General features: G+C 64.1%; 12 protein-coding genes. 5 read left to right on the forward strand and 7 right to left on the reverse strand.

Going from position 1 to position 11,445, the window contains the following annotated elements; all coding sequences use genetic code 11:
- The 3 genes from EOL86_08260 to EOL86_08270 form a co-directional block, all read left to right on the forward strand.
- Positions 1-645 (forward strand): xylanase (locus EOL86_08260; GenBank protein ID NCD25568.1); only part of this gene is annotated, 645 nt, incomplete at its 5' end.
- Positions 646-654: 9 nt separating this feature from the next.
- On the forward strand, positions 655-2,124 hold the full coding sequence (locus EOL86_08265) for a benzoate-CoA ligase family protein (GenBank protein ID NCD25569.1): 1,470 nt from the start codon (positions 655-657) through the stop codon (positions 2,122-2,124).
- A 33-nt stretch (positions 2,125-2,157) separates the two neighbouring features.
- Positions 2,158-2,388 carry an acyl carrier protein gene (locus EOL86_08270; GenBank protein ID NCD25570.1) on the forward strand — a complete coding sequence of 77 codons (231 nt, stop codon included), beginning with the start codon at positions 2,158-2,160 and terminating at the stop codon, positions 2,386-2,388.
- A gap of 25 nt (positions 2,389-2,413) precedes the next feature.
- Here EOL86_08270 and EOL86_08275 read toward each other — a convergent pair whose 3' ends face one another.
- Together EOL86_08275 and EOL86_08280 are read right to left on the reverse strand one after the other, a co-directional pair.
- Positions 2,414-3,451 carry a GNAT family N-acetyltransferase gene (locus EOL86_08275; protein NCD25571.1) on the reverse strand — a complete coding sequence of 346 codons (1,038 nt, stop codon included), beginning with the start codon at positions 3,449-3,451 and terminating at the stop codon, positions 2,414-2,416.
- Positions 3,452-3,467: 16 nt separating this feature from the next.
- A complete protein-coding gene (locus EOL86_08280) occupies positions 3,468-4,646 on the reverse strand; it encodes an MFS transporter (protein NCD25572.1) in 1,179 nt (392 codons plus the stop codon).
- A 197-nt stretch (positions 4,647-4,843) separates the two neighbouring features.
- Between EOL86_08280 and EOL86_08285 the strand changes: the two genes are divergently transcribed.
- A complete protein-coding gene (locus EOL86_08285; GenBank protein ID NCD25573.1) occupies positions 4,844-5,197 on the forward strand; it encodes a response regulator in 354 nt (117 codons plus the stop codon).
- A gap of 184 nt (positions 5,198-5,381) precedes the next feature.
- Here the strand turns inward: EOL86_08285 and EOL86_08290 are convergent, their stop codons facing one another.
- Positions 5,382-6,596: a hypothetical protein gene (locus EOL86_08290; protein ID NCD25574.1), complete on the reverse strand. Its 1,215-nt coding sequence runs from the start codon at positions 6,594-6,596 to the stop codon at positions 5,382-5,384.
- Between the two features lie 75 nt (positions 6,597-6,671).
- On the opposite strand from EOL86_08290, the gene EOL86_08295 reads away from it, so the two are divergent.
- A complete protein-coding gene (locus EOL86_08295; GenBank protein ID NCD25575.1) occupies positions 6,672-7,631 on the forward strand; it encodes an HDOD domain-containing protein in 960 nt (319 codons plus the stop codon).
- A gap of 18 nt (positions 7,632-7,649) precedes the next feature.
- Here the strand turns inward: EOL86_08295 and EOL86_08300 are convergent, their stop codons facing one another.
- Genes EOL86_08300 through EOL86_08315 form a run of 4 tightly spaced genes read right to left on the reverse strand, consistent with a single transcriptional unit; the run spans position 7,650 to position 11,368 of the window.
- Positions 7,650-8,141, reverse strand: coding sequence for a GNAT family N-acetyltransferase (locus EOL86_08300; protein ID NCD25576.1), 492 nt, complete (start codon positions 8,139-8,141; stop codon positions 7,650-7,652).
- Positions 8,138-9,172, reverse strand: a complete 1,035-nt coding sequence (locus tag EOL86_08305; GenBank protein ID NCD25577.1) for a D-alanine--D-alanine ligase — start codon at positions 9,170-9,172, stop codon at positions 8,138-8,140. The genes EOL86_08300 and EOL86_08305 overlap by 4 nt, the downstream gene beginning before the upstream one ends.
- Positions 9,165-10,166: a D-alanine--D-alanine ligase gene (locus EOL86_08310; protein NCD25578.1), complete on the reverse strand. Its 1,002-nt coding sequence runs from the start codon at positions 10,164-10,166 to the stop codon at positions 9,165-9,167. Before EOL86_08310 ends, EOL86_08305 begins: the two co-directional genes overlap by 8 nt.
- Positions 10,151-11,368, reverse strand: coding sequence for a KamA family radical SAM protein (locus tag EOL86_08315; GenBank protein NCD25579.1), 1,218 nt, complete (start codon positions 11,366-11,368; stop codon positions 10,151-10,153). Before EOL86_08315 ends, EOL86_08310 begins: the two co-directional genes overlap by 16 nt.
- Positions 11,369-11,445 lie beyond the last annotated feature (77 nt).

Genomic DNA, 11,445 nt, shown 5'->3' on the forward strand with positions numbered 1-11,445 from the left:
GCCACATTTTTCGCCGGCGGCAAGTGGATGCGTTCTCACCCCGAAAAAGCCATGCAGCTCATGGCCGATCCACTCTTCGAGCTGGGTAACCATTCCTGGACCCACGCCAATCTGGCCCTCATGGACGAAGCGGAAACCCGTGAGCAAGTCCTTTGGACCCAGGCCCAGTACGAATTTTTGCGCGAGGAGTTGGCCTCGCGGGCCGGGACGCGGGGAATGGCGGCCGAGATGGCCCACGTGCCCGTATGCATGGCCGTGTTCCGGCTGCCCTACGGCCGTAACGCCCCGGCCACCATCGGGTATCTCGCCCGCATGGGTCTGCCCATCATCCAATGGGACGTGCTGGGCGAGGGCGGCGATGGCTCGGCCGCCGAGATCGCGGCCCGTGCCGCCGGACAGGTCAGGCCGGGGTCCATCGTGCTTATGCACGCCAATGCCGTGCCCAAGTTGACCCAGGATATTGTTCCGTTTTTCGTGGACGCGCTGCTGGACCAGGGCTGGCGCTTCGTCACGGTCAGCGAGATTTTGGACTTGGGGCCGGCGGAAATCGTGCGTGACGGCTATTTCGAGAAACCGGGCGACAATGTTCAATACGACCACGGCTATCCGGGCAAGGGAACCCTGCATCCCGTGCCCAGGAAATGAGGAGGATTCATGCCTGCCAACTTCGCCTTTTGCGTTTTGGATGACGCCCTCCGTCGTCATCCCGGCAAGACGGCCATCATTTTTGAAGAAACGCGTCTGGACTACGCGCGGCTGGCCCGGAATGTCCATGCGCTGGCCGCCGAGTTGCGGCGGCGGAACGTGACTCCGGGAGACCGGGTGGCCCTGTTGCTGCCGGACAGTCCGGCCCTGGTGTCTTGGTTTCTGGCCGCCCTTGCGGTCGGGGCCGTGGCCACGCCCATCAACGAGCGGGCCAGTCTGGCGGACCGCGAGTTCATCCTGCATGATGCGGCTTTGAAGCTGTTGGTGCTGGACGCGGGGCGGGATCACGGAACAAACTGGGATGGCGCTGTCCTTACGACCGATCTGGCAGAGCCAGCCCGAAATCTGCCCGAAGCCGAGGCGGTCTTTGCCCCCGGCGGCGACGCGCCCGGTTTCATGCTCTACACCTCCGGGTCCACGGGCAAGCCCAAGGGCGTGCCCCACAGCCACGACGATCTGGCCATGCAGGCCCGTGTTTTTGCGCCGGCCGTGCTCGGGGACGCCGCGAACGACGTTTTTTTGTCATCGAGCAAAATTTCCTTTGCCTATGGTCTGGGCGCCCAGATCGGACTGGCCCTGGGCCTGGGCGCGACCCTGGTTCTGCATCCCGGTCCACCGGATCCCGATGTCCTCATGGCGCTCATCGCCCGGCATGGGGTCAACGCTTTTTTCTCCGTGCCCACGGTGTATCAGTCCTTGCTGCGCGCCCGTTCGGGCCAGGAAAATTTGTCCTCCCTGCGCCTGTGCTATTCGGCGGGCGAGGCCATGCCCGCTCCGGTCGGCACGGCCCTGCGGGACTGGCTTGGGCTGGACGTGCTCGATGGTCTGGGTTCCACCGAATCGGCCTTTGTCTTTCTGTCCAACCGGCCCGGCGCGATCCGGTCGGGAACGCTGGGATGCGCCGTGCCCGGATATGAGGTCCGTCTCGTGGACGAAAGCGGGGCGGGTGTGGAGCCAGGACGTTCGGGAAGGTTGCGGGTGCGCGGACCGGGCGTGGCCACGAAGTATTGGAACAGACCCGAATCCACGGCCAAGGCCATGCTGCCCGGAGGGTGGCTTGAAACCGGCGACCTTTGCGTGGAAGAGAACGGATTTTATCGTTATCAGGGCCGGGCAGATGACATGATCAAGACGGGCGGGGTCTGGGTTTCGCCGGTTTTGGTGGAAGATTGTCTGCAGGCCCACCCGGCCGTGGCCGAGTGCGGAGTGGCCGCCTTGATCCTGCACGGTCTGGTCTATCCGGCGGCCCATGTCGTGCCCGCGTCCGGCGTCGAGCCCGACCCCGGCCTGGCCCAGGAGCTGCGTCGGCATGTCCGGGCCCATCTGCCCAAGCACATGGTGCCGGTCAGGGTGGAATTTTTGGCCGATCTGCCGCGCACGGCCACCGGCAAGATCCAACGACACAAACTGCGGCGCTAACGCTCCGCCAAACCTTGAAAATTGGAGAAGACCATGACTGTCACCCGCCAGGATCTGCTTGATCTGTTTGTGAACGCCGGGGTTGATCCGGATGTTGTCGCGGCCCTCAAACCCGACCTGCCCCTGTTCAAGCAGGGCGTGGATTCCGTGGACTACCCGGCCATATTGCTGGCCATCGCGGACCGTTTCCAGATTTCCATTTCCGAAAAAGACGCCTGCGAACTCAAAACCCTCGCTGATTTCGAAAAACGCCTGAACGCATAAGGGCCGGGGCGCCCGGCATTTTTGGTTATCGGCCTACGGCCGCCCAGTCGGTCTGGATATAGGCCATGAGTTCCCTGGCCTTGTCCGAAAGCAGCCGGGGCAGGGAAAAATCCGGGGCAACGGCCAGCTTTTGCAGCATCAAGACATCCGTCCCGGTCCACATCGGCAGCACTCCGCCGTAAAAGTAGCCGTGTTTTCTGGCTGTTTCCACGGCGGCCGGTGTTCCGGCGTGGGCCAGGGGCAGGTGCAGGTGATAGGCATGGCGACCGGGATGCCCCGCCTCGAAGGCTTCGATGGCCTCGGCCAGGTCCGCGCCCGGCGCGGCGACAAGGAGTTTGACCAGGGCTGCGGTGTCCATGCGTTGGACCTCGCTTTGGGTCGCTCCCTCCGGGGGTTTGCCGTCATGAAATTCCCGCGCGAGTCCCCACTGCGCATAGGCCGCGCCCATGAACTCCGCGTGACACGCGGGAAGATGCACCGCGTGCGGGGCGTCGCGGTAGATGCGCAGTTCGTTCAACAGGGAAATCCGCCCGCCGACGCCGTCGATGCTGCCCTCGGGCCGTGGCGGCATGGCTTCGAGTTCCAGGGCGAATTGATGGTAGCCGAAACGCCGGGCCAACTTCTGGGTCATGAGATGGTCGCACACGCTTTGGGCGAATACCGCGGCAAGGTTCTGTTTCTCTGGCACGATGTCCAGGGTGATCTTGGACAGGTTCATGACCAAAAATCCGCCCCGATATTCCGGCAGGATCATCAGCCCGCCGCTCTCCATGATTTTGGGATTGGGCGCGATCCGGAACAGAGCCGAAACCCCGACCACCTCGCCGCGCGGCGTACGGCCCACGAAGTGATACAGGTCCGGCCCGGCATTGGCGGCCGCGATCTGTTCGGGATCATAGACATAATCCATGGGGAAATTGTCGCCGTAGATGGCGAAATAAAGTCGGGCCACGCCTTCTGCGTCCTCGGGCCGAAACAGGCCGATTTCGACATTTTGTCCGGATTCGATGTCCTTGGGGTTGGCGCGGAGCCAGTCCAGGCATTCCTGTCGTGTGCGGGGCATGGGGATTTCCTGTGGGTTATGGGTGTTCGAGGCTGGTGCATGCGATCAGGCCGCAGGCTCCCAGGCTCATGACGGCGGCCAGGCCGAACAGGGCGGCGTGAGACAGACCGGCGGCCAGAATCATTCCGCCCGCCCAGGGTCCAAGGACGTAGCCCACGTCCATGGTCGAGAGCATGAGATTGGCGGTCAGGCCGCGTCTGGATGGATCGGCCGTGAGAAACAGCAGGGACTGGACCAGGGGCAGGGCCACGCCCATGCAGCCCCCGAACACGGCGGCCACGGCCAGGAAGGCGAACGGGGTGCGCACCAGGCCGAAAGCGGCTTGGCATGTCGCCAGAAGCAGCAGGGCCGTGCCGAGGGTCCGGCGTTTGTTCAGGCGGTCGAACAGGGCGCTGCCTCCGGCCCGGACAAGAATGGTCGCGCCCGTGGACACGGTGAAAAAAAGGCCGGCGTTGGTCAGACCCAGCCGCGTGCCCACATCCTTCATAAAGAAAAAGAGCAGGGTGGAGCCCAGAAACACGAGCAGGCTGGCCCCGAGCATCCGGGACACGCCGTCCCGGTTCAGGGCCTGACCGATGTCCGCCGGCCCCGGGCGGGCGTTGTCCCGGGCGTGGGCGGCAAGTCCCCGCGCCACGGGGCCAAGCGGGATCAGAAGCCCCAGGGCGGGCAGGATCATGAGCGCCATCCAGGCATAGGCCTGGGCCGCGTTTGCAACATGGCCCAGCAGAAATTCCGTCAGGGGCGGCATGAGGGCGAAGGGCAGTTGGGTGGTCAGGGAAAACAGGCCAAAAGCCTGGCCGCTTTTTCGCGGCGGCACGAAATGCACGAGCAGGGCCGTGGTGGCCGAGACCAGGGCCACGAAGGCCGCCCCGTGAACAACGCGCAACGCCGCGAGCAGGGGCGTTGTCTGGGCCAGGGGATAGGCCAGCAGGGACAGACCGATGAGGACCAGGCTGGCGCGCATGACCGGCAGGGCGTTGCCCGCGCCAAGCCAGGGACTGATGACCGGGCGCAGGACCAACGCGGCCAGGGGCTCCAGGGCCAGCAGCCAACCTGCCCAGAACGGCGCGATTCCGATGGACAGCAGGTAGGGATGAAAGCCGTAGAACACGGCGATGTTTCCGAACCCGAACAGAGCCACCAGGCAGAGGGAGACAAAGGGGTAGGAGCACAGTTTGTGGTCTGGTTCGGGCATCCGGGTATCCTGGCATGAGGTGGGACGATCACGGGGATGAATACCCTGAAGCAGGACCTCTTGGCCAGTGCCATGGAAAGGGCGGTCCGGTGGCCGGTCGGGGTGGCGCGGGGTGTTTTTTCAAGTCAGGGTCGGGGAATCCTTTTCAAAACCGACAAATGTTTGTTAAGTCCCAAGGGAAACGCGAGGAGGCCCCCATGAAAACCATTTTGATCATCGACGACGAAGCGCATGTGCGCATGCTGTATACCGAGGAGTTGCAACAGCAGGGATACGTGGTCGTGGGTTCCGACGGCTCGGTGAATCCTCTGGCTCTCGTGGCCGAGCACAAGCCGGATTTGATCATCCTGGACATCAAACTGGGCGGGAAGTCCGGCCTGGACCTGCTCCAGACCATCCGTCAAAAGCATCCCAAGCTGCCCGTTATTTTGAGCACGGCCTATGACAGTTTTCGTTTTGACATGAAGTCCGTGGCCGCCGACGCCTATGTGGTCAAATCGTACGACAGCTCGGAGTTGATAGCCAAGGTCCGGGTTTTGGCGCCGCTCTGATTCCTGGTCTTTTCTTTCCGGGCTGCCGACCGCCCAAGCCGAAGCGGGCCGCCACGTCCGGTTGCTTTTCTTTCCGCCGCATCCTTCACGGGCTGGTCATTGCTCCGGGTGGGGGCGATGCCCGCATCCGGTTCCGGAAAAATCACGATCGCCGCTTTTTTCGGAGCGCGGCGCAATGGCCGGCCTATTTCCAGGCATCAAGAGTCTCGTTCACCCCGGCGTCCGCCACCGCTTCGTCCAACAGATGCATGGCCTGAGCGGTCGGAGTCCCGTTTTCGGCCTCGAGGTCGATTTGCCCCATGCCCAGCCCCTTGGCCATGGCCGGAAATATTCGCGGCGTTGTCGTCGTGGCGTGTCCCCTGGCATCGGCGATGACCACGTCCACGTCGTCGATGCCGTTCAGGGCGGCCTCGGTCTCGGCCTGGGGCAGTTGGCTGAGAACAACGATCAGCCGATCCCGGGCCTTGAGCTCGGGCACGAAGCGCAGCAAGGCTTCCTTGGGCGACACGAATCGGGCGCCGGGAATTGGCGACCGGGATGGATTGGGCGTCAGGCTCAACACGGCCAGGGTCGTGTCGCCCCGAGTGATCAGGGCGTGGGATTTGATCCAGTTTTCGCCACCGGAAAAATTCAGATTGGTGCAGACAACCGGAAATTTGGCCCGGTCCACCAGCTCGCGCAGGTGGGCCGCGCCCATGGTCAGGTCGTGGAGGCCAAGGCCCATGGCGTCGTACCCCATGCGGTTCATGGCTTCGACCATGATGGCGTTGTTGCGCCCGGCCTGCTGGCTGGTGGAGGTAAAGGCGTCGCCGGCGTCAAGGAGGACCATGTCGGGGTTTTCGGTCCGGAGTTTGTCCAGAAGCGACACTCTGCGCGCCAGCCCGCCCACGCTGGAATCATGCACGGGTTGGGGCAGGAGCACGCCCTGGGTGTCGCCGGTGTACAGAATGGAAATCGGAGGGGTGGCGCCGGGGGCAGGGGTGGGCGCTGGGGTCGGTCGCACCCGGGAGTCGCGCAGACGCCGCAATTCCCGCTCCAGCTGGGACGTGAAATCCCGCGATACGTCGCTTGTCGCGCCATGTTGCCTGATGGCCACGGCCAGCATGGCCAGGAGTCGCGGACCTTGTTGGGAATAGCCGGGTTTGCGGCCAAGGTCGCGGACATGGTCCAGCCAGTCCGCGTGGGGAGAGTTGGCCGTGAATCCGTGCCGGATAAAAAGCGGATCGTCCCGAAAGGACAAAAGCTGCCCGTAGGCCGTGCTCAGGCCCGTGTATTCCTGGGAGCAGGGCGGGGAGTGGACTGGCTGGGATGCCACGGGCGGGGTGGACGTGATCGGCGTCTGTCCGGCATGGGCGGTCAGGCTCAGAAGGAGCAGGCACAGGAGCAGGGGCGTTTTCATGAAGACCTCTCGGGCGTGGAATTTGCGCGGCCGAACCTATAGGTTTCGGGCCATTGCGTCAAAGCTGGCCCGGCCATGCGCCTCTCTTCATTTTTACGCCACCCTGGGATAGGACCAGGGCCGTGGGTGACGCCGCCCGTGAAACTTTTTGCCTCGGGATATTCAATGACCGATTTGATCCTGCCGCTTCCCGTTCGGGAATTGGATTTCGACCTTCCTTCCCTGCGCCAGATTTCTTTCGAGTTGGTGCAGTTGTTGAACGACACCGAGGCGGACATGGACGACATCGTCGCGGTCATCAAGCTGGATCCGGCGTTGACCGGACGAATCATCTCCTTTGCCAACTCTCCCTTCCTGGCCCCACTGTGTCCGACAACCCGCTTGGAAAACGCCGTGGTGCGCACGGGTCGCAACGAAATCAAGAAGATTTTTTACCGCACCGTCATCCGCGACGCCTTCGCCCATGTGCGGCCGGACACGGAGCACGTCATGCGGGCCATCTGGCTGCACAGTCTGACGGCTTCCCTGGCCATGGACAAGCTGCGCGTGGCCCTGCAGGACCGCCTGGAGCTGGACGACGAGGAATATGATTATTTGTCCACGCTGGGCATCTTGCACAACATTGGTTTTTTGGTCCTGCACCATAATTTTCCAGGCGCGTTCAGACGGCTTTTCCTGGATGGTCCGCCAGCGGATCTGGATGTTTTCCTGGCCAGGGAACACGACATGTTCCAGGGCGTGGATCACTGTCTGGCCGGCAAGTACATGCTGGATCGATGGTATTTTCCGGCCTTCATGGGCCAGGCGGTTGTCGATTGCTTCAACGCCCTGGATGACAGTCCGGAAAATCATCTGGGCATCATGTTGCGCATTGGAAACCATGTGGCCGCCCGGACCGGCCTGTCCTTTTATCCCGACAATCCGCCCGGATTCTGGCTGCGCGGCCTGCCCGCGTCCTGGGACATGGATCCGGTCCTGGCCGTTGTTCCGGAACTGCGCCGGGAAGTCGCCCTACACCGGGCCATTCTGGCCTGACCATCCTGACCGGCGCGGTCATGCCACCTGTTTCGTGAAATAGACGATGTCCTCGCCTGGCGCGTAGTAGTCGCGAATGAGGGCCTCGGCCGTGAATCCGGCACGGACGTAGAATGCCCTGGTCGGGGCGTATTGCGCTCGCGAGGAGGTTTCGGCGATGAGCTTGCCGCCGCCTCCGGCGCGCAGGCGTTTTTCCACCCGTTGCAGCAGGGCCTGACCGAGTCCGCGCCCTCTGGACTCCTCCCGTACCGCGATCCAGTAGAGATCATGGGTGTGGCTGGTGCACGGGGTGGGACCGTGGCAGGCATAGCCCATTACCCGGCCAGAAGCGTCTTCGGCCAGGACGAATCGGTATCCGCTGGCCTCGCCTTTTTGCAGATTTTCCCGCACCAATTCCTCGGCCACGTCGATTTCCTCGGCCGAAAAAAACCCGCTCGACGCGACGATGTCCCGCACGGCCTGGCAATCCGCTTCCCGAACCTGTTCGCGGAAGATGACGGGGGCGTTCATTGCAGCTCCCGGCGTGGCCGGCCGCTACGTCGCCACAGCGCTTCGGCCACCAGGATTTCGATCAGTTCGGCATAATCCATGCCGCAGCGTTCGCCGGCGGCCGCGAAACCGGCATCCGGCGACAGGCACGGGTTGGGGTTGATGTCGATGACATGGATTTCGCCCGATGCCGCCACCCGGAAATCGACGCGCGCGTATCCGGCCAATCCGAACACATCCCAACAGCGCAGACCCGCGCGGATCATGCCCTGGATCAGGTCGTTGTCCGCGAGGCCGAAGGCGCGGCTCGATGCGGCCCAGGCCGGGGAGCCCTCATGCCATTTGGCCGCGTAGTGCAGGATGCGCGGGCCGGCCATGGCCGGGTCGAACAGCATTTCGGCCACGGGCAGCACGCACACCCGTTTTCCAGGCCCTCCGAGCAGGGCCAGGTTGAATTCCCGACCGTCCACGTATTTTTCGGCCACGCAGTCTCCGCCCATGGCCGGAGCCAGCGCGCGCATGGTCTGAACCAGCTCCGAAGCGGTGCGGACCGCGACCACGCAGTTTTCGTCCAGGCCCACGGAGGCGTCCTCGAAGCGGGATTTGACGATATAGGTTCCCGGGCCGGGGAATCCGCCCCGCGATACATCGCCAAGACACAGGCCGGGCGGGGTCAAAATGCCGCTGGCGTTCATGATCCGCGCCGCTGCGGCCTTGTCTCCGGCCAGAAGCAGGGCGGCTTCCTCATTGCCGGTGAAGGGCAGGCCGAGCCGGCGGTACAGGGCTGGCGCGACGCAGGCCAGGGTTGTCTGGCCGTCATGGGATTCGACCAGGTTGAAGACCACGTCCGGGGCGAAGCGGCGCAGATCCGTTTCCAGGGCGGGCAGGGAATCCCCGAGTTCGATTTCCGCGCAGGTGGCCCGGGAAAGGGCGCGGCACACGGCCTCGGCCTGAATCAGGGTGTCCTGGGCATCGGGGCCGGCCTGGGCCGTGACCGCTTCGCGGACCACGGCCACCCGGCCGGTAAAGGGTTTTCGGGGGCGCTCAGGCATGGCCTGACGCTCTCTGGCCCGAGACCATGCGCATCCGGGCCGAATCCACGATGTGGGTGATGAGCCTGTCGTATTCCAGGCCGACTTTTCGGCACAGGATGGGCAGGTCCGAGCTTTCCGGGTTGAGTCCGGCCAGGGGGTTGACCTCGACGAAACGGGCTTCGCCCTGATCGTCCAGACGCACGTCGATGCGTCCGGCGTCCAGGCAGCCCAGGGCCCGCCAGGAGGCCAGGGCCAGATCGGCCGCGGCCTGAGCCTTGGCGTCCGTGGCCAGATCGTAGGCGACGCGCTTTTTCCAGTCCTGCTTGTTGGCGAAGGTGTAGGCGGCCCGGTCGCCCTCGGCCGTGGTCCGGACTTCAAGCACCCCGACAACCCGTGCCTTTTGCCCGCTGCCCAGCAGGCCAACGGTGAACTCCCGCCCTGGCAGATACGTTTCGACCAAGGCTGGCTGGCGGTAGGTGGTCAGGATTTGGGCGCAGACCTCGCGCAACTGCGTACGGTCGCAAACCAGGGATTTGGCGCTGACGCCCTTGCTCGACCCTTCGGCCACGGGCTTGACGAAGAGCGGAAAGGGGAGATCGACCCCTTCGGCCGTGTCCTGGTCGGCCACGATCCGGAAATCCGCCGTGGGCAGGCCGTGGGCCCGGATCACGGCGTTGGTCCAGCCCTTGTGCAGGGTCAGTGCCAGCAGCTCCGGACCGGAGAAGGTGTAGGGGATGTTCCAGGCGTCGAGCAGGGCCGGGATCTGGGCTTCGCGTCCCAGACCCCGGACGCCCTCGGCGATGTTGAAAACCAGATCCCATCTCCGGCCTTCGGCCAGGGAGCGGGTCAGGCCGGTCACATTGCCGATCCGGTCCACGGTGTGGCCCTGGGCGGTCAGGGCGACTTCGATGCCGTCGATGGTCACGGCGCAGTCCAGTTCCGCCACCTCGTCGGCGGAAAATCCGGCCGCCAGGTATTCGTCCTTGAGGTCGTAGGTCAGGCCGATGCGCATTGTGCGGCCTCCCGGTGGTCCGGATAGTGGAAAATCCGGCCCTCGTAGTTACGCAGGGCCAGACCGAGCTCGTCCTGGCCCAGGACATAGCCGGGCTGAAGCGGGATTTTGCCCCCGCCGCCAGGGGCGTCGATGACATAGGTCGGGACGCAGTAGCCCGTGGTGTGGCCGCGCAGGCCCTGGATGATGTCCAGTCCGGTGCTCACGGGCGTGCGGAAATGCCCCGATCCGGGGATGGGATCGCATTGGTAGAGATAATACGGCCGGACCCGGTTGCGGATCAGGCCGTGCATGAGGCGTTTCATGGTGTCCACGTCGTCGTTGACGCCGGCCAAAAGCACGGTCTGGCTGCCCAGGGGAATGCCGGCGTCGGCCAGACGGCTGCATGCCTGGGCCGTTTCGGGCGTGATTTCGGCGGGATGGGTGAAATGCAGACTCATCAGCAGTGGATGGTAGCGGCGCAGCATGCGCGTCAGGGTCGGGGTGATCCGCTGCGGGAGCACGGCCGGAACCTTGGTGCCGATGCGCAGGATTTCCACGTGTCCGATGCGGCGCAGTTGGGACAAAAGCCATTCCAGTTTCATGCCCGGCAGGGTCAGGGGATCGCCGCCGGAGATGAGCACGTCGCGGATTTCGGTGTGGACGCGGATATAGTCCAGGGCCGCCTGCCACGATTTCAGGTCCGCGTGACGTCCTTTTCGGCCGACCAATCGGGAACGGGTGCAGTAGCGGCAGTAGGTCGAGCAGAATTCCGTGACCAGAAACAGAACCCGGTCCGGGTAGCGGTGCACGATGCCGGGCACGGGCGTGTGCCCTTCCTCGCCCAGGGGATCGGGGCGTTCAAAGGGCTGGATCTGGGTTTCGCGGATGTCCGGAAGCACGCACCGCCGCACGGCGGCGTTGTGCGAGGCCACCCACAGGTAATACGGCGTCACGGCGGCCGGGAGGGGGCTTGCGGCCCTGGGTGGAGAGTCCTGGCCGAGGATGCGGGCCATGACATCTGTCGAAGTGACGCGGTGCTTGAGCTGCCAGCGCCAGTTGTCCCATTCCTTGCGCGTGGCGCCGGGAAAATGGGTGTTCAGAAATGCGGCCTGGTCGGCCCAGAAATTCGGGTCAGGGGATGCGGAGGAGGGAAGGGGAGGGAGCGCTTCGTCGTCCGTGGTATCGGGAGGTTCTTCGTTCACAGCCTGGGCAGTGGTCATGGTTTTCCTCGAAAATGAATATGGGTTGAATCCGGATCGGAAGGTCACGTTGCCAATAAAGAAGACATGGGGGTTCA

This window comes from Deltaproteobacteria bacterium (assembly GCA_009930495.1).
In the GTDB taxonomy this organism is placed as follows: Bacteria; Desulfobacterota; Desulfovibrionia; order Desulfovibrionales; family Desulfomicrobiaceae; genus Desulfomicrobium.